Origin of the sequence: Paenibacillus sp. IHB B 3084, assembly GCF_001447315.1 — a bacterium.
In the GTDB taxonomy this organism is placed as follows: domain Bacteria; phylum Bacillota; class Bacilli; order Paenibacillales; family Paenibacillaceae; genus Paenibacillus.
In genome coordinates, this window is sequence record NZ_CP013203.1 from 120,285 (window position 1) to 137,865 (window position 17,581).

Annotated in this window: 14 protein-coding genes; 3 read left to right on the plus strand and 11 right to left on the minus strand. The window is 47.8% G+C overall.

Translation table 11 applies throughout. The features are described from left to right. Positions 1-11 precede the first annotated feature (11 nt). Complete coding sequence (locus ASL14_RS00545) at positions 12-1,157, minus strand: glucose-1-phosphate adenylyltransferase (protein WP_134909905.1); 1,146 nt, start codon at positions 1,155-1,157, stop codon at positions 12-14. A 256-nt stretch (positions 1,158-1,413) separates the two neighbouring features. On the opposite strand from ASL14_RS00545, the gene ASL14_RS27185 reads away from it, so the two are divergent. Beyond that, positions 1,414-1,551, plus strand: a complete 138-nt coding sequence (locus tag ASL14_RS27185; RefSeq protein ID WP_187644830.1) for a hypothetical protein — start codon at positions 1,414-1,416, stop codon at positions 1,549-1,551. Between the two features lie 116 nt (positions 1,552-1,667). Here ASL14_RS27185 and ASL14_RS00550 read toward each other — a convergent pair whose 3' ends face one another. The 6 genes from ASL14_RS00550 to ASL14_RS00575 all read right to left on the minus strand — a co-directional run bounded on the left by ASL14_RS00550 (position 1,668) and on the right by ASL14_RS00575 (position 8,985). Then, a complete protein-coding gene (locus ASL14_RS00550; protein ID WP_134909907.1) occupies positions 1,668-2,480 on the minus strand; it encodes a DUF3891 family protein in 813 nt (270 codons plus the stop codon). A 131-nt stretch (positions 2,481-2,611) separates the two neighbouring features. After that, complete coding sequence (locus ASL14_RS00555) at positions 2,612-3,439, minus strand: response regulator transcription factor (protein ID WP_134909909.1); 828 nt, start codon at positions 3,437-3,439, stop codon at positions 2,612-2,614. Next, on the minus strand, positions 3,411-5,417 hold the full coding sequence (locus ASL14_RS00560) for a sensor histidine kinase (RefSeq protein WP_134909911.1): 2,007 nt from the start codon (positions 5,415-5,417) through the stop codon (positions 3,411-3,413). The genes ASL14_RS00555 and ASL14_RS00560 overlap by 29 nt, the downstream gene beginning before the upstream one ends. 33 nt (positions 5,418-5,450) lie before the next feature. Continuing rightward, complete coding sequence (locus ASL14_RS00565; protein WP_134914320.1) at positions 5,451-7,097, minus strand: type 2 periplasmic-binding domain-containing protein; 1,647 nt, start codon at positions 7,095-7,097, stop codon at positions 5,451-5,453. A gap of 26 nt (positions 7,098-7,123) precedes the next feature. Next, positions 7,124-8,011 carry a carbohydrate ABC transporter permease gene (locus ASL14_RS00570; RefSeq protein ID WP_134909913.1) on the minus strand — a complete coding sequence of 296 codons (888 nt, stop codon included), beginning with the start codon at positions 8,009-8,011 and terminating at the stop codon, positions 7,124-7,126. A gap of 14 nt (positions 8,012-8,025) precedes the next feature. Beyond that, on the minus strand, positions 8,026-8,985 hold the full coding sequence (locus ASL14_RS00575) for an ABC transporter permease (RefSeq protein WP_134909915.1): 960 nt from the start codon (positions 8,983-8,985) through the stop codon (positions 8,026-8,028). Positions 8,986-9,244: 259 nt separating this feature from the next. Here ASL14_RS00575 and ASL14_RS00580 point away from each other — a divergent pair, with 259 nt between their 5' ends. After that, entirely contained in the window at positions 9,245-10,135 is an 891-nt protein-coding gene (locus ASL14_RS00580; protein WP_134909917.1) for a hypothetical protein, read from the plus strand. Between the two features lie 195 nt (positions 10,136-10,330). On the opposite strand, the gene ASL14_RS00585 is transcribed toward ASL14_RS00580, so the two are convergent. The 3 genes from ASL14_RS00585 to ASL14_RS00595 form a co-directional block, all read right to left on the minus strand. Then, positions 10,331-11,188, minus strand: a complete 858-nt coding sequence (locus ASL14_RS00585) for a DNA-binding protein (RefSeq protein WP_134909919.1) — start codon at positions 11,186-11,188, stop codon at positions 10,331-10,333. Between the two features lie 265 nt (positions 11,189-11,453). Further along, a complete protein-coding gene (locus ASL14_RS00590; RefSeq protein ID WP_134909921.1) occupies positions 11,454-12,953 on the minus strand; it encodes a UxaA family hydrolase in 1,500 nt (499 codons plus the stop codon). Positions 12,954-12,970: 17 nt separating this feature from the next. Next, entirely contained in the window at positions 12,971-14,464 is a 1,494-nt protein-coding gene (locus tag ASL14_RS00595; protein ID WP_134909923.1) for a tagaturonate reductase, read from the minus strand. A 272-nt stretch (positions 14,465-14,736) separates the two neighbouring features. On the opposite strand from ASL14_RS00595, the gene poxB reads away from it, so the two are divergent. After that, the gene (poxB, locus tag ASL14_RS00600) at positions 14,737-16,461 is read left to right on the plus strand and encodes a ubiquinone-dependent pyruvate dehydrogenase (RefSeq protein ID WP_134909925.1); all 1,725 of its coding nucleotides are present in this window, start codon (positions 14,737-14,739) and stop codon (positions 16,459-16,461) included. A 103-nt stretch (positions 16,462-16,564) separates the two neighbouring features. On the opposite strand, the gene ASL14_RS00605 is transcribed toward poxB, so the two are convergent. Further along, the gene (locus tag ASL14_RS00605; RefSeq protein ID WP_134909927.1) at positions 16,565-17,569 is read right to left on the minus strand and encodes a LacI family DNA-binding transcriptional regulator; all 1,005 of its coding nucleotides are present in this window, start codon (positions 17,567-17,569) and stop codon (positions 16,565-16,567) included. Positions 17,570-17,581 lie beyond the last annotated feature (12 nt).

Sequence of the window (17,581 nt, forward strand, 5' to 3'; positions counted from 1 at the left end):
CCTTATCCGGGTTATATTCGTGCATGAAGCTGGCTTTCCTGATCGAACAAAACAATTTCATCCGAACTGCCCTCAGATCCGATGATCGCATTGTCTTCAATAATTATGTTTTCGCTCACGATGGCCCGGTGAATGCGAACATTGCGACCAATTTTGACGTTTGGCATTATGACAGAATCGGTAATAACACTCCCTTCTCCTACCTCAACTCCGTAAAATAGCACGGAATGCCTGACCTCTCCGTCCACCACGCAGCCTTCATTCACGATGCTGTTTTTCAGAATCGCCCGTTGGGTTATATACTGGGCCGGTTGATTGGGGCTACGGGTATAGATGCGCCAGAAAGGGTCGTTCAGATCCAGAGGCGGGTCTTGAGCCAGCAGATCCATGTTGGACTCCCACAAGCTCTGAATCGTGCCTACATCTTTCCAGTACCCGGCAAACGGATACGCATACAGCGACCGCCCATGCTGGAGCAGCAACGGAATGATATCCTTGCCAAAATCATGCGAGGATTCAGAATCACTCGCGCTCTCAAGCAGATATCGGCGCAGCACCTCCCATTTGAACAAATAAATGCCCATGGAGGCCAGCGTGCTTTTTGGCTGCTCCGGCTTTTCCTCAAAGTCGTATATTTTCAGATCATCATCGGCGTTCAGAATCCCGAAACGTTTGGCTTCCTGAATTGTGACGTCGATGACGGAAATGGTGCAGTCTGCTCCCTTTTCCTTGTGATAGTCGAGCATGCGACTGTAATCCATTTTATAAATGTGATCTCCTGACAAAATGAGTACATGCTCCGGGTCATACTGATCCAAAAAATGCAGATTCCGATAAATAGCATCCGCCGTACCTCGATACCAGTTGTTTCCATTCTCCTTCTCGTGGGGAGGCAAAACGAAAACTCCTCCGTCCAGACGGTCCAAATCCCAGTCGCTGCCGACACCGATATAGGAATGAAGCACCAGCGGTTCATATTGGGTCAGCACGCCCACGGTATCAATACCGGAATGAGTGCAATTGCTGAGGGGAAAATCAATGATGCGGTAGGTTCCTCCAAAAAATACAGCCGGTTTGGCAAGTGTACGGGTCAGTCCTTTGAGTCTTTTGCCTTGTCCGCCGGCGAGCAGCATGGCAACTACTTCCTTCTTTCTCATAACAAAGACCTCCCTGTCATGTGCATCTGAAGCAATTGCGGCAGGATACTTGATAATATCCATTAAACGTGAATGGGCAGTCGTAATCGTTTCATAGCCGAAGGAACGGGTAAGATTTGATGGAAAGGGTAAAATCATAGTTATGCGGAACGAGTGCAAGGAATCACTAAATCGTAAAATCCCGTTCATCTTTTCACATTTTGGATGCTTTTAAAGCATTTGTGTATGACAACATGATCATAAGGAGGCGTTATTCATGAAGAATAAAAAATGGGTGGTAGCAGTATTAGGAATGGGTGTTACGTATCTGATGAAAAATAAAGGGGCACGCGATAAGGTACTGAATAAGGTACAGACTATTGTCAACCGTGCAAAAACATCTGCAAAATCGTAAAATGTTAAAGCAAGAAAAAAGCGAGCCTCTCTGAATCATTGTTCAGGGAGGCTCTGCTCTGACTTTTCTCTGCATCCACGAACAATATATCTGTTCGAGGCTGTATCAGTAGACGGTCAGGCATTCTCCTTGTGTTCTTCTATTTCCATGATATGTTCAATGGTAAAGGTTCGATGCTTCCATTCGGAGGAACGGTAGGCTTCTAGGAGACCAAAGGTACGAATTTTCTCTTTGTCCACCTTCTTAAAGGTATGAGTAATCTCTACCTTGCCCTTGAAAGGAAAAAAGGAAAGACCTACAGTCTGATCCGATAACCACTCTGCCCGAACTCGCCCGCTTTCATGGCGAACCGCCGGAAAGCTCAATCCGTCAGCAAACCATTCATAATCTGCAGCAGGTGTACCCGGCTCACGGCTGCACAGAAACAGACTCAATTCGTCGCAAAACAACATTCTCCGTACATCCGTCCGCACTTGATGTTCGAAAGTTACGCCACATGCCAGCTCCTGTTTGAGCCTCTGCCGACGCTGTTCCTCTGCCTCCTGATAAACATGCGTAATCTGCTTGTCCTGAGCGTTTTGATGCTCGGTCCGTCCGACTAGCTCCTTGTACATCAAGCTGCACAGCAACGCCGCATACGTATTTCCTTGTTCGACTTCATCAATCCCAAGATGATAGAAAACAAAACGTGGACTGAGCGGAAAATCAATAAACGTATAAGGTGCAGACACATGATCATTCCAGAAAGGAGCAGCGTCTAACTGTATCCAACCCCGATCATGCTCCCTTGCTGCATATACAAAATCCTGCTTATGACGTCTATTCTTAAAGGCGCTCTCTTCCCATTGTGAAGCCAACTCACCTGAAATATGGGCATGGTCATGCTGCGTCGTCATGATATAAGCTTGGTCCGTTTCATAAATAACCATATGCTCTCCCCTTCCGTTCGGCGATTCGTGTGATTGTGTACAAACTCTCTGATCGAAGGCCATGGTTATGCTTACGTTTATTATATCAGGATAAGGGTAAAAAGGCAGTGAAGTTTTCTGCCTCCTTATGTCTAATTACCCCTTTGATTCTTCACTCGAAACTGCTGCGGGGTCATCCCCTCCAGCTCACGAAACACCTTGTTAAAATGCTTTGCATTGTCAAAGCCCACGTTAGCAGCAATTTCATAAATCTTGCCCCCTTGACACCCCAGCAGCTTTTTGGCTTCTGCAATGCGCAACCTTTTTACATATTGAACAAAGCTCATGCCTGTATAGGCTTTGAACGCCTGACTAAAATACGTGTAATTCAACGATACCGAATTGGATACTACCGCCATATTCAAATCCTCGCTGTAATGAGCATGGATGTATTGGATAGCTCGCGACATACTACCGCTTGTATCGGCGATGACACTAACACTATCCATGCTTCCGGTCCGTCTATCCTTCTCCACTCCGACAATATTATCGTTTATGATAGGGTTCCTCTGTTCCAGTCTGTCCTGACCTGCGTGCTGCTCCAATTCCTCGTTCAAGGTTGCCAGCGCACCGAACAGCTCCTCCCTGACAATCGGCTTGAGCAAATACTCCCGTGCTCCGCAGCGAATCGCTTCTCTTGCATACTGGAACTCGTCATATCCACTGAGAATGATCACCATAGGCCTGCGTCCCGGCTCCAGCTCGCGGATATGCTGCATCAGCATAATGCCATCCATGACAGGCATACGGATATCCGTAATGACCAGCTCAGGTGAATAGTGCTGTACATGCTGCCAAGCCTCTCTTCCGTCCTTGACTAGTGCACATTCATATAAGCCGGAAAATTCCCGTTCAATCATGGACTGAAGGCCCATTCGAATGTTCTTTTCGTCATCCGCAATCAATAGTCTGGTCGCCATTGTCCACCCCTCTCATCATGTGACGTCTGGGCAAAATCAGGGTCACTGTCGTCGATTGTCCAAGGATGCTGTCCAGTCGGATGCCGTACCCGACGCCATAATGCATACTCAGGCGACGATGCACATTGCGCAAACCGATCCCTCTATTCACTCCCGGCTCACGAGAATCCATATCTTTTTGTGCCAGACCTGACATAATGTCTTGTCTTCTCTCTTCAAGTATCCCTGCTCCATTATCCCGAATGCGCAGCTCAAATCGTTCCTGCATCATGCAGGCTTCTATGGTAATGCTGAATGTCCGTTCAGGCTGTTCCCATCCATCCATTTCATTGTGTAATGCACTCCAGCCGTGCTTGATGGCATTTTCCACCACAGGCTGTAGCGACATTTTCAGCACTTCCTGCTCCATATACGCTGGCGGCAGATGAACCTCCAGACCAATTTGGTTGTCATGGCGAATGTTCATAATAGCCACATAATGCTGAATATGGCGGATTTCGTCCCGCAGCGCAACATATGGCCCGGACCATTGAAGGTTGTAACGCATCATCGAGCCAAGAGAGGTCAAGGCATCCGACAACGGATACTGACGCTCCAGCTCTGCCATCATTTTTAAATTTTCTAGCGTATTATAAAGAAAATGGGAATCAATTTGATGCTTGAGTGCTTGCAATTCAGCCTCCTGAGCAGCAGCCTGCTTGTGTACTGCCTCGGCAATAAGCCCGTTAATCTGACTCAGCAGACTGCGGAAATACAGGGCCAGCTCCGCCACCTCTCCCTGTCCATACACGGGAATCCGAAGCTGAAAGTCTCCGTCCTGCTGTACCTTCTTCATGGATTCCCGCAGTGTATGAAGCTGTTTGAGGATAAAAGCGTGCAAGGTGTAGGAAATAAGTGACATCAACAAAATCAGTACACAAATAATAAGCAGCATAGCATTGCGCTTCTGACGGAGATCACCCAGCGAACCGTCCAGCGCTACCACGTTTAGCAGATAAGCGTCCAGCCCTTCTATAGAACGGTACAGACCGAGATAAGGCTTATTTTCATAAGTAAAATCAAAAGCACCACCCGGTCCCTGAACGCGGGACTGAAACAGATGGCGCAAATCGGACTCAGGTATGGGAATCGCATCGAATGGAGAGGAGGCTGTTGCTATATCGTTAAAAGACATGGGCTTGCCGCTGTTCCATGGGCTGGAATCGCTGCCGCCCCATATGAGCATTTGTGACGATGCACGGTCATCTTGCGGAGTATCAAATACTCTGGGCGAAAATAACTCCAGCCTCATGTTCGTTTCCACCAAGCCCGTGTGTCTTTCTCCAGCACTTTTTGCAGCCTGAATTTCACGCAGCAAAGCCATATACTGCACCGTTTCGCCTTCCTGTCGTGCTTGCCCTCGAAGCAAGCTTTTTGGTCCCTGATACATTTCCCACCAGATTTTCCCTTGCTGATGTTGAGCCATTTTCAGCCAGGAAGCCACAGGCAATCGTGACTCGTTGAAAATCATCGGCCATATTTCGCGTACGTGTGGATTGCTCGTATACAGCCGAATATTCGCCACATTGGGATTGCTGTACAGCAAATGCTGCAAATTCGGAAACACGTTCATGTTGAACTGCACCAGCTCATCGCTGCTCATTTCACGTTCCTCAGTCAAATAACGGAGTACGTTGCGATCTGAAATCGCAAGCTGTGCGGTTCGCTCCATAATTTCCATATTGCTGTGAATATGGGCCAGCTCTGTATCCAGCACATACTGATTTTGGGCGGTAATCTCTTGCATGGTGTTCTCGTATAGCTGGTGAAAGGTATATAGCGAGAATAATACAACCGGGATTAATATAACGGCGATATATGCGACAATGAGCTTGACTTGAAGGGAGCAGCCACCAAGCCGATCCGCCGTATCCGTCAGCCACCGCCATACTTCGCGGAGCAGCGGTCTTTTTATTCGTGAACGTCTACGGCTTGGCATCAAATCACATCCTTATCGGTTCAATAAATCAGATCATTTGTCGAACTTTTCGATTTTCTTGAGGTTTTCTTCATAGGCCTTTTGCTGATAGGCCATAACCTTGTCATATCCGGCTTTTCTGCGATCTTCCAAAAAGCGGGCAAACAATTGGTCGAATTCCTCATCCGAGGAAGCCAGCAGCAGCTTTGGCAATGCCTTGCCCCAGATTTGGTCTATCCGCCCTGACGCAATACCTTCTGCCGATGTTCCGGTCGGTTTGATGTTGTCGTATTGGGAGAAGCCTTTCGTCTTGCCCTTCGTCCAATCCTCCGGCTGCTTGTATGGCTCCACACTGGGCGGTGCCCACAGCAAATTCATATTCGTGTCCATCAGCATCCAGAAGGTGAAGGCAGCACCATACTTTTTATCAAAAGCAGCACGGTCCTTGTTCAGCAGCTCCAGCACCTCCGGCTTGAAGGCTGGCTTACCGTTAATCGTATCCCACAGCTTCCCCTGCTCCCCGAGGTACAGGTCACGGTTCCCTTCCTCGCTAATCAGGTAGGTCAGGAATTCAATAGCCCGCTCCTTGTCTTTGACATCCTTGGAAATGAGCGTCACCGTCCAGCCAGAAATACCCGGTCCAGCCAGCGTCGGCGGGTCCAGCTTGCTATTCGAGGGCCCATCGACCGCGATATAGACGGAGTTCGGGTCCTTCGCATACAATGTAGCCTGTTGTCCAGCAAAGTCGGAGCGCTGATACAGCATGGCAAAATACCGTCCCTGTGCTACCTTTTCCTCCATTTGCGGACGCTTGTCGATAAATACATCCTTGGCGATCAGCCCCTGCTCATTCGCTTGACGGAAGGTTTTGAGCCACCGAATATATTCTTCGTCTGAACGGCGGTCGTACAGCTTTCCGTCCTTTTCATGAGGAATGGCTAGAAAATTGAGTAAATAGTCTTCAAAAGAGTAATTCCCGTTGTCCGTAAATTCGTGAAACCCTATCGGGATCAGCGGCTGACCGTTCACATCAGGAAATTTCTCTTTCGCTTTTTGAAGCGCTTTCAAAAATCCTTCCGGTGTTCTCATATCCGGCTTACCAATCGCCTCATACATGTCCTTCCGCACCATAAACGTCTGGTTAGAAACAAAATTTTGCCCGTATTTTTGATAATCCTGCGGTGAAGAGGAAGCGTTGGGATAGCCGTATACATTTCCGTCCGGTTGCTGATACCAGGACATTTTCGCCGGGTCAGCCATTTTAATCAAATACGGATCGTATTTCTCAGCCAGCTTGTTGAGTGGAAGCACCATTTTGCCCTCGATCATTTTTTTGACTGCATCCTCTCCCCAACCGAGCGTCACAAAATCAGGCAGCTTGCCCGAGGCCAGCATGGTATTAAGCTTCTCATTTTCATTCCCTGCAGGTACGATAAAATTGACGCTGACCCCGGTTTTCTGCGTAACATACTTCGAGGTCTCATCCGTGCCCCACTTGTTCGGGAACCAGGAAAAGTTCAAATACCAGTCAAACGTAATCGGCTCGGTATCCGCCCTCCATCCCGGCGCATCTGCCGTAGCCTTTGTCTTCTCGTCCTTCAATTCCGTGACAGCTCCGCCTCCTCCGGACGTACATGCCGCAAGCGAACCCGCCAGCAGAACGGCAGCCAGCAGCCCCTTCTGCCATTTGCGAATGTTCATCATAAATCTCCCCCTTGGATGATGTGCTATCCTTTGATCGAGCCGATCATCAGACCCTTGACGAAATATCTTTGCAGAAAAGGATATACCAGTACAATCGGTAGTGTCGTCACGACCATCGTCGCCAGCTTGATCGACTGCGAAGTGACGGACTGGGCAACAATCCCCGGTGCAGCAGACATCATCTGATTAGAGCTGGATTGAGCAACAACCCGGTACAAATACGTCTGAATCGGCTGAAGGTCCGTATTATTGATATAGATCATTCCGGTAAAATAATCGTTCCACTGGTACACCCCATGAAAAAGCGCAATCGTCGCTACCACGGGCATGGATACGGGAAGCACAATCCGGCAAAAGATACTGAAATCGTTCGCCCCGTCTATTTTCGCCGCTTCCTCCAATGCATCCGGCAGCTCCCGGAAAAAAGCCATAAAAATTATAAGATCAAAAAAGCTGAACATCGCCGGAATAATATACACCCAAAAGCTGTCCAACAGCCCGAGATCACGTATCAGCAAATACGTCGGAATCAATCCCCCGCCAAAAAACAGGGTTATCGTACCGATCAGCATATACAGCTTGCGCCCAATCAGCTCCCTACGGGAATATGCATATGCAATCATGGCGGTAAAAAACACATGTACAATCGTGCCGATTACCGTCTTGGCGATGGTCACCCCCATTGCAGTCATAATACCGTTGTTCGCAAACACGGCCTGATAGCTGCCCAGACTAAATGCTCTCGGCCACCAGTAAATACCGCCCCGCATGGCGTCTGCTCCTTCGTTAAAGGAGTTCACCAGCACGTACCACACCGGATACAACGTTACAAAACAAATGATCAGCATGAAGACGCTGTTCACGACATCGAATATCGCTTCGCCTGTCGTTTTGCGTTGCAATAGCTGCATGCAGCCGTCCTCCTTCAGAATAGGGATGTATTATTAATCCGCTTGGTGACCGAATTGGCGATCAGCAGCAACACAAGAGCAAGAACCGATTTCAGCAACCCCACTGCGGTCGAGTATGAGAAGCGCCCCTGCTGTATGCCCACCTGATATACATAAATATCCACAACATTACTTGCGCTTTCATTCAGTGAGTTACGTAATACGAGAATCTGGTCAAAGTTAGAGTTCAATATCCCGCTGACCGCCAAAATAAACAAAATGGATATCGTGCCTTTGATCGCAGGAAGTGTGACGTACCACATTTTCTGAAACCGTCCAGCTCCGTCAATGGTCGCCGCTTCATACATATCCGTCGATACACCCGCCATGGCTGCCAAATAAATAATGGCTGACCATCCAAGCTCCTTCCAGATATCCGAGCTGACGACAATGGCCCAAAAGTAACTCGGCTCCGCCAAATAACTGATCGGCTGGTCGATCCAGCCCCAAGCCAGCAACAGATGATTGATCATCCCGGTATCTGCCAGCCACGTCGTTAAGATCCCGCCAAGAATAACCCATGATAAAAAATGAGGAAGATACGAAATGGTCTGAATGGACTTTTTAAACCGCGTAGACCGGATTTCATTCAGGAACAGAGCAAATAAAATGGGCAACGGGAACCCGATTGCCAGCTTGAGCAGACTGATGCCCAGCGTATTTTTGACAACATACCAAAAGTTATCATCCTCCAGAAAGGCCCGAAAATGCTCCAATCCCGCCCAAGGTGCGCTTGATATGGTGCCAATGATGTCAAAATGCTTGAAGGCAATCAGAATGCCGTACATCGGAATGTAATGAAAAATAATCATCCATACCACACCTAACAGCGCCATGGTCTGCAAATGTCTTTGTTGCACCCATTTACGAGCCAGTGCTCTCCCTTTTCCGGGTTGGCTCGGCGGCTGTTGTCGAGGCCTCCATTCTGTACTCATACGACAAACCTCCTTTCTCTGTAATGTAAGCACTTACATTTCTTATTTTAGAGGCTTCTGCTGTTCATGAGAAGTACCGATTTTTTTGATTTTGGTGTCTAAAGTTCAGGTAGCAGCATTCCGAGTCGCAGAATATTTTTGGCCTGTTGCGAATTTTTTACAATCTATTGATTTACGAAGAAGACTATCCAATGGTACGATATGCCTATATATTATTCCAATCATTACCTATACATCTAGATCAGGAGGATTAAGAAGAATGGAAGAATTGGTTCGTTCGATTCAAAAACAGATACGGATTAAAAAGGTAGCCTGCTGGGCGGGAATCATTTTGTTTGGCCTGTGTACTTTAGTCGGCGTTGCGGCTCAAGAATGGCTTTTGACGATTCTTTCCCTGGGAATAACGGTTTTATCCGCTTATGCTTTAAGGCTGTTGCGCGGTATGACCCGGTTTACTTCGGAATATCAGCCAGGAAAGGGCCACTGGTACTATCGCCTTACGGTTCAACAAAAGCTGCGTTATCTCACCTGGGCACAATGGGTAGTAGGCATTTCTATCGCCCTGATGTTTTTCGTGTTTCATGCCCGACTGACTTCTTTTGTCATAACTATTTTGTGTATCCTCACTATTCAATTTAGTATCAAGAAACGGATTAAAAATCATCAGGAGCCTGATGCTGCCGAGTTAGTAGAGTTTGTGCGTTTGGGGATCATCTCTCCCGATGAGCAGGCAATTGGAGTGTATAAAGATTTTGTGCATCTTACCCATACGTTTCGGGGGACCCAAATTATTATCGTGACGGATAAACGCCTGATTTCCGTGTTTATAGAGGAACAGGGTCGTGCGTTGAAAACGGAAATGCTGCTTTCGGGCATAAACAAGGTACGAGCGATCGGCACTGGTTTCCAGGGTCGTGGATTGCTTTTGTCAGTGAGCAACCGTGACCATAACGAGCTTCACGTTCATATGGTCGGACAAAGTATTTTCTTTTCTCCAGAGCAATTCGTCAGCTCCTTGCTACAAGCATTGGATGGGGCCTTAAAGAGCAGTCCATACCAAATGAAAGAAACATTCCCGACCTACCAGCAGTTGAAAATTTCATTGCATCCATCAGATCAGGGTGTTCTGCATAAGCCTACTACGGCTTAGTATTCATGAAACACCAAATAGCAAGCAAGCCCGGTTCCTAATGAGCTTGCTTGCTATTTGGCATGATTTAGCATACTTTACATCATTTATCTAGTTGTCGGAGAGCTTCTTTTCTACTTACTTCTGTCCAATTAATGATTTGCTCCATGATAAAACACGGAAATGAGGTCATGACTTGTAACAAACACCAGCAAGCTAAACAGACTGAGCGACAGAGGCTGTGAAATCAATTTTTTCATCCTTTAACACTCCTTTTAAAATAGTTATATATTGGTCTTGCTGTGTTGCCGTAGCTTGAGATCTGAAAATCTCAAATATCGCGGTACACTTCCTGAACTCATGCTCATGTTCCATACCCAGGGTATCTGACAGCATGAGGGATTGCAGAATATAGTTCAGCGCAACCGTAAACCGCTGCTGCTTGATGTAGTAGAGAGACAATTGATAGCAAAAGCGAAAATAATAAGACACATTCACAGGCTCTTCGAGATATTTGAAATCGTCAATTTGTTCAGCAAAGGGTTCAAGCACAGCCTCTAAAGGATAGTCGTGCCTGGATGCCCCCTCCACGATGGAAAGAAGCCCCGGTAACAGTTCTTCCGGATTGTCCTGAAGAAATTGAACGTATTCCTGCAACACTTCAAAACGGCCTGACAAAATATCAAGGGCGTACAGATTGGCTTTGGCGGCATGGCGATAATATTCGACTTCCGCTTCCCCGTGAGGATCAAGACCATTAAACCAGCCCAATTCCGCATACTTTTCAATGCAATCTCGGGCTTCATCATATTTGCCCTGTTTCTGGAAGGCCATTCCTTTCATCAGATGACTGTATCCATAGTAATATACTAGTGGACGTTTGGTATGTATGGGTTGTACGGATTTCTTGTGCGCTTTGTAGAACTGTAACTCCTGATACTTCTGGCTGGCACGGTCGTACAAATGATCACATAAAGCAATCATATTGGCTCCGTCGTTAAACGAAAATGACAGCTTAATCATGTTAACAAGTGTGTCTAAATCTGTGATGTCGGAGTGAACAAGATCATCCACCCTCCCCACCTCCTTGTCCGACTTTTCATATCCACCAAATAAAAATTTCGCCAAACAAAAGAATGACCTGAATACCGTTAATGATATGATTAATGATGTGATAACTTAATTACGTAATTATTACTTAATTAAGTTATATCATAAAATCAAATATGCCGCAAGCTTTTTATGATAATAAATTCCAATTATGCATTATGCCGAAGCAGGTCACGCCAACACAAAAAAGGAAGCGGAATCCTTCCGCCTCCCCATTCGTTGTAATCCTTTACAACGTAACACCGTTTTTAAAAATAGCCAGCTCTCTGAAATTGTTCTTCTCGTTGTTCACCCAGGTTCCACTGGCTACATCGACAATGTAATCCACAAAGCTGCGGAGCGCATCCTCCATACTAACATCCTCCACCAGTGAACCGGCGTTGTAGTCGATCCAATGGGGTTTGGCCTTATACAGCGGCGAGTTGGTCGAAACCTTCATCGTCGGAACGAAGGAACCGAAAGGCGTACCGCGTCCAGTTGTGAAAATAACGAGCTGGCAGCCCGCTGCTGCAAGCGCCGAAGAAGCAACCAGATCGTTCCCCGGTGCGCTGAGCAGGTTGAGTCCCTTGGTTTTGAGACGCTCCCCGTACTGAATGACATCGGTGACCGTAGAAGAGCCGGACTTTTGCGTACAGCCCAACGATTTATCTTCCAGTGTCGTGATGCCTCCTGCTTTGTTGCCCGGCGACGGATTTTCGTATACCGGCTGCTTGTAATCCAGAAAATATTGCTTGAAATCGTTAATCAGATGCACGATTTTGCCGAATACTTCCTCGTCTGCCGCACGTTCCATAAGAATCGTCTCCGCACCGAACATTTCCGGTACCTCAGTCAGTACCGTCGTTCCGCCCTGCGCGGCCATATAATCCGACAGCCGACCGAGCAGCGGGTTGGCGGTAATACCGGATAGGCCGTCAGAGCCGCCGCATTTCAATCCGATATTCAGCTCAGATAAAGGTACAGGCTCTCGCCGATCTTCCTGTACTGCTGCATAAATTTCATGAAGCAGTCGTACCCCTTCCTCCACTTCATCCGATACTTCCTGGGAAAGTAAAAACTTCACCCGTTCCGGGTCATGTTCCCCGATGGCTTCCTTAAACTCCTTCATTTCATTGTTCTCGCAACCTAAGCCAAGAACCAGCACGCCACCCGCATTGGAATGCTTGACTGCATCAATCAAAATCGTGCGGGTATGTGCATGATCGTCTCCCAACTGGGAACAGCCGTAGTTATGCTTGAGCACAAGTGCATTTTCAAAAGGCGAAATATCGCCCGCTTCCTGCTTGAAACGATTTAAAATAAGTTCGGCAATCCCGTTCACACAACCGACCGTTGGTACAATCCACAACTCATTGCGAATCCCAACGCGGCCGTCCTTTCGTCGATAACCCTGAAACGTACGACTCTCCTGTTCATATAAATGAGGCGCTGGTTTAGGCTTATAAGTGTACTCCTCTACGCCCGTCAGATTCGTCTTCGTATTATGCGTATGCACATGCTGCCCTGCCTGAATGGGCTGAATGGCATGACCGATCGGATATCCGTATTTCAGCACGTTCCCGCCTTCAGGAATGTCCTGCAACGCAATTTTGTGCCCACGCGCCACATCCTCAGCCAGCTCCACGCGCTGTTCTGCTTGCGCTCCCCACGCCAGCGTCTCGCCCTGCTTGTAATCACGCAAAGCGACAGCCACGTTATCTTGATCATGAATTTGAATGAATTCCAGCATTCCAGTCTCCTCCTTGCTTATGCTCTGGGCACGCTGTTCCCGGTTAGAGAGTCCAGCGTCTCCTTCATTCCCCTGCTTGTAATCTCATACACATACTGTGCCGTCTGTTCAGCCAATCCTGCAATCTGGTTCAGGTCTTGCCCCCACCAGGTCTGCTTGCCCAGTATCTGTGCCGTTAATTGCTTGGCTCCGGCAAGTGTTCCATCATATCCGCTCCACAGCTCGCCAAACGCGGTCAACACTTCCGCTTCGTCTGCCAAAGCAATCGGCTCGCCGTCTCTCTTTCCACGGTAAAATACGAATAAAGACGCCAGCGAAAATACCGTTTTGGCAGGTAATGCCTTATGCTGCTCCACATATTGAAGCAGAGAAGGCAAATTACGTGTCTTAAACTTGGATATCGAATTCAGTGCAATGCTCATGACATAATGACTTACATACGGATTATGAAACCGTTCAATGACATCATCGGCGTATACATTCAATTCCGCTGCTGGCGAATCCAGCGTTGGAATGACTTCTTCTCGAATGAGTGACTGGATAAAAGCACCCACGACATCATGCTCGACCGCCTGCCCTACCGTATCCAAACCATATAAATAAGCGACAGGCGTAAGCGCTGTATGAGCCCCGTTCAAAATGCGTACCTTGCGTGTACGGTATGGGGCCATATCGTCGACGATCAGTACGTTCAGTCCAGCCAGATGAGCAGGTAATTCTTCTTTGAGCCATTGTGGTCCTTCGATGACCCACAGGTGATACTGTTCACCGACAACGACCAGGCTGTCCTTGTAACCCAGCTCTGCTTGAATCTCTGTGATCCGGTCTTTGGGATAACCTGGCACAATCCGATCCACAAGGCTGTTGCAGAACGTATTCGCTTCCTCCAGCCAAGCTGTAAACTCAGCCCCAAGTTTCCACTGATCTGCATATTTCAACACAATTTCCTTGAGCGCATCTCCATTGCGGTCGATCAGCTCGCATGGGATGATAACCAGGCCCTTGCCTGGATCTCCATTGAAAAATTGAAAGCGCTTATACAGCAAAGCAGCCAGCTTACCTGGAAAGCTATTTTGCGGGCGATCTTCCAGCCGATCCTCCGGTCCGTAAGCGATTCCTGCCTCCGTTGTGTTCGATACGACAAAGCGCAGCTCCGGTTTTTGGGACAACGCCTCATATTCTGACCAATCTGAGCCGTACGGGTTAAGCCCGCGGGTGACGCATTCCACAACGGTGTGCTCCTTCACGGCCTGCCCATCTTTCATCCCTTCGAGAATAACCGTGTACAGGCCATCCTGCTCATTAAGCTTCTCTACGAGACCTCCTGCCTGCGGCTGTACAATGACAACACCCGTATTCCAATCGGCCAGCTTATTCATTTTGTCAAATTGCCAATCTACAAAAGCACGCAGGAAATTCCCTTCCCCGAATTGCAGCACTCTTTCAGGATACGGTTCTGTCACGATAAAGCTTTTTCTGTTTAATTGGTCCAATTCATCTACTTGTTTCATCCGGAGTAACCTCCCATTATTACCTTAATGATTTCAACAACATTTTATCACAATGCACACGTTAACAAAATAGTTTTCTCAATATTTTTGGTTTTATAAATTATTAATGACAATAATATGAACACGTTAACATATAAACTATGCAACCTTTCGCGGATCTATGATTATCTTCCCGCTGTTTCGCACCTGAACCAAGACGGTTAAGGCTAATTAGAATAGATGCAAGATAGCACGGGCAGGATAACGTTACTTACTAGGCAGGAGGAACATCTATGAAGACAATCGCAGATACTATTGTAGAAGTTTTAGTCAATGCAGGGGTCAAGCGAATTTATGGTATCGTTGGAGATTCTTTAAATAATATGGTCGATTCCATTCGAAGCAACGGTCAAATTGAATGGATTCATGTGCGGCACGAAGAAGTGGCTGCCTTTGCGGCCGGGGCAGATGCTGATCTTACCGGCAGCATTGCAGTGTGCGCTGGCAGCAGTGGTCCCGGAAATCTACATCTTATTAACGGATTATATGATTGTCATCGCAATCGGGTACCAGTACTCGCTATTGCGGCCCATATTCCAAGCGACGAAATTGGAAGCGAATATTTCCAGGCTACGCATCCCGAGCATCTTTTCGGGGAATGCAGCCACTTCTGTGAAGTCATTACGACTCCACGACAAATTCCAAGAACCGTGACGATGGCTATACAACAGGCCGTTTCACGTTCAGGTGTCTCCGTCATTGTTCTTCCTGGGGATGTGGCAGCTTTAGCAGCGGAAAAGGCGCCTATTCCCGAACATGTCTACCATCCCACTGCACCCGTGGTGCATCCGTCAGCTTCGGAAATTTCCCGGCTGGCCGAGTACCTGAATGAAGGTAAGCGAATCACTTTGTTATGCGGCTCCGGCTGTGCTAAATCCCACGAATTGCTCATGCAACTGTGCGACAAGCTGAAATCCCCTATGGTTGCTGCCCTTCGGGGCAAGGAATATCTGGAGTATAACAATTCTTATTATGCAGGCTTGACAGGTCTGATCGGATATTCTTCCGGATACCATGCGATGATGGATTGTGACGTCCTGCTTATGCTCGGAACAGACTTTCCTTACAGACAGTTTTATCCCGAAAATGCAGTTGTGCTGCAAGTGGATATAGAGCCTGCCCACCTCGGCAGACGCACTCCTTTAACGTATGGGCTGTGCGGGGATGTAAAAGCAACACTCGAAATGCTGCTTCCTCTTTTAACAACAAAACATGATACCAAGCATTTGGAAAAAACCGTCTCCCACTATACCAAGGTGCGTCAGGAACTGGATGAACTGGCGGTTGGTAAACCCGGTCATACACCGATCCATCCGCAATATCTCACCAAGGTCGTCAGTGATGCCGCACATGAAAATGCCATTTTCACCTGTGATGTGGGTACGCCTACCGTGTGGGCAGCACGTTATTTACAAATGAACGGCCAGCGCCGACTGATCGGCTCCTTCAATCACGGAACGATGGCAAGTGCATTGCCGCAAGCGATTGGGGCACAAGCCACTGAGCCTGACCGACAAGTGATTGCTCTCTCTGGCGATGGCGGATTGACGATGCTGATGGGCGATCTCCTCACCCTGAAACAGCATCAGTTACCTGTAAAAGTCATTGTTTTCAATAACGGCGCCCTCGGTTTTGTTGAGCTGGAAATGAAAGCAGCCGGTTTTCTGGAAAACGGCACCACGCTGATGAATCCTGATTTTGGTGCAGTGGCGGAAGCTATGGGTCTCAAGGGAATTCGAGTCGAAGATCCGGCGATGCTGGAGGACGCGATTCAACAGGCATTGGCTCACGATGGTCCTGTGGTGGTGGATGTGGTGGTAAACCGTCAGGAGCTATCCATGCCACCCAAGATTAATCTCAAACAGGCTGAAGGTTTTACGCTGTGGATGATGAAAGCTGTGCTGAACGGGCGCGGTGACGAAATTATTGAACTGGCGAAAACCAATCTTTTAAGATAGAAAGCCGCCGCACTCGCACAGATTTGAATACCAAAGGGCAGGAACAGCGCGTCATGCACTGAACCTGCCCTTTTTGGCCTGCCTTTTTCCAATAAAATCAAGCTTAACGTTGCCTGTCTGCCGTCGATTTCCGCTTCATGAGCGCGGTTTCCATAAATATAAGCTCGCCCTCGTTCGATGGTGACTGGATTCGTTCCATAATGCAGGCGGCTCCACGCGCGCTAATCTGCTCAATCGGTCTTTTGACCGTCGTTAACGGCGGGGTCGTATACATCGAAAAGCCGATATCGTCAAAGCCAATGACCGAGACATCTTCCGGTACCTTTAAGCCGTGCTCGAATACCGCGTTTATCGCCCCGATAGCCATGTCATCGTTAGAACAAAACACCGCCGTCGGCGGTTCCTCCAGGGAAAGCAACTGCTTCATCGCCTGGCTTCCGCTTTCGGTGTCATAATGACCATGCACGATGTATTCGTGCCGAATCGGCTTGCCGCTGTCAATCAGCGCATTCATAAAACCTTCGCGCCGTTGCTGGGTGGACTTAAAGCCTTCTACCCCTTCAATGATCGCGATGCGTTCATGTCCGCTTTCAATGAGAAAGGAAACGGCCGCGTAAGACCCTTCCTTATCGTTGGAAATGACATTCACTATACCTGCCCCGGACACCTGTCGATTCAGTACCACAAGCGGAATACCCTGACCGAGCACATGATAAATAAACGGGTTGTCTGCCTCGCTCTGACTCATCAGGATAATGCCGTCAAAACGCTTGCGGTGAATGGCCGAAAAATCGGCGTAATCGTCAATCCCTCGCACAAACAGATTGTAATCCACCCCGATGACATGATTAACCCCGCGGATAGTATCCGCAAAAAAGCTGGAGCTAGTGCCTTCCGAAATACTGGTGAAAAACAGGCCAATTGTATGCGAGCGCTGGAGAACAAGGCTTTTGGCGTTAAAATTCGGAATGTAATTGAGTTGCTCCGCCAGCTCTATAATTTTGCGTTTAGTATCTTCTTTGATCAGCGGGCTGTTGTTGAGCGCCCGGGAGACGGTCGTATGGGAAACATTCGCCAATTTGGCAATGTCTTTAATGGTAGCTGCCATATACGTATCCTT

What these genes read in the sequence shown, in the direction of transcription:
- ASL14_RS00545 (WP_134909905.1), bottom strand. Translation starts at nt 1,157, where the DNA reads ATGAGAAAGAAGGAAGTAGTTGCCATGCTGCTCGCCGGCGGACAAGGC.
- ASL14_RS27185 (WP_187644830.1), top strand. Translation starts at nt 1,414, where the DNA reads ATGAAGAATAAAAAATGGGTGGTAGCAGTATTAGGAATGGGTGTTACG.
- ASL14_RS00550 (WP_134909907.1), bottom strand. Translation starts at nt 2,480, where the DNA reads ATGGTTATTTATGAAACGGACCAAGCTTATATCATGACGACGCAGCAT.
- ASL14_RS00555 (WP_134909909.1), bottom strand. Translation starts at nt 3,439, where the DNA reads ATGGCGACCAGACTATTGATTGCGGATGACGAAAAGAACATTCGAATG.
- ASL14_RS00560 (WP_134909911.1), bottom strand. Translation starts at nt 5,417, where the DNA reads ATGCCAAGCCGTAGACGTTCACGAATAAAAAGACCGCTGCTCCGCGAA.
- ASL14_RS00565 (WP_134914320.1), bottom strand. Translation starts at nt 7,097, where the DNA reads ATGAACATTCGCAAATGGCAGAAGGGGCTGCTGGCTGCCGTTCTGCTG.
- ASL14_RS00570 (WP_134909913.1), bottom strand. Translation starts at nt 8,011, where the DNA reads ATGCAGCTATTGCAACGCAAAACGACAGGCGAAGCGATATTCGATGTC.
- ASL14_RS00575 (WP_134909915.1), bottom strand. Translation starts at nt 8,985, where the DNA reads ATGAGTACAGAATGGAGGCCTCGACAACAGCCGCCGAGCCAACCCGGA.
- ASL14_RS00580 (WP_134909917.1), top strand. Translation starts at nt 9,245, where the DNA reads ATGGAAGAATTGGTTCGTTCGATTCAAAAACAGATACGGATTAAAAAG.
- ASL14_RS00590 (WP_134909921.1), bottom strand. Translation starts at nt 12,953, where the DNA reads ATGCTGGAATTCATTCAAATTCATGATCAAGATAACGTGGCTGTCGCT.
- ASL14_RS00595 (WP_134909923.1), bottom strand. Translation starts at nt 14,464, where the DNA reads ATGAAACAAGTAGATGAATTGGACCAATTAAACAGAAAAAGCTTTATC.
- poxB (WP_134909925.1), top strand. Translation starts at nt 14,737, where the DNA reads ATGAAGACAATCGCAGATACTATTGTAGAAGTTTTAGTCAATGCAGGG.
- ASL14_RS00605 (WP_134909927.1), bottom strand. Translation starts at nt 17,569, where the DNA reads ATGGCAGCTACCATTAAAGACATTGCCAAATTGGCGAATGTTTCCCAT.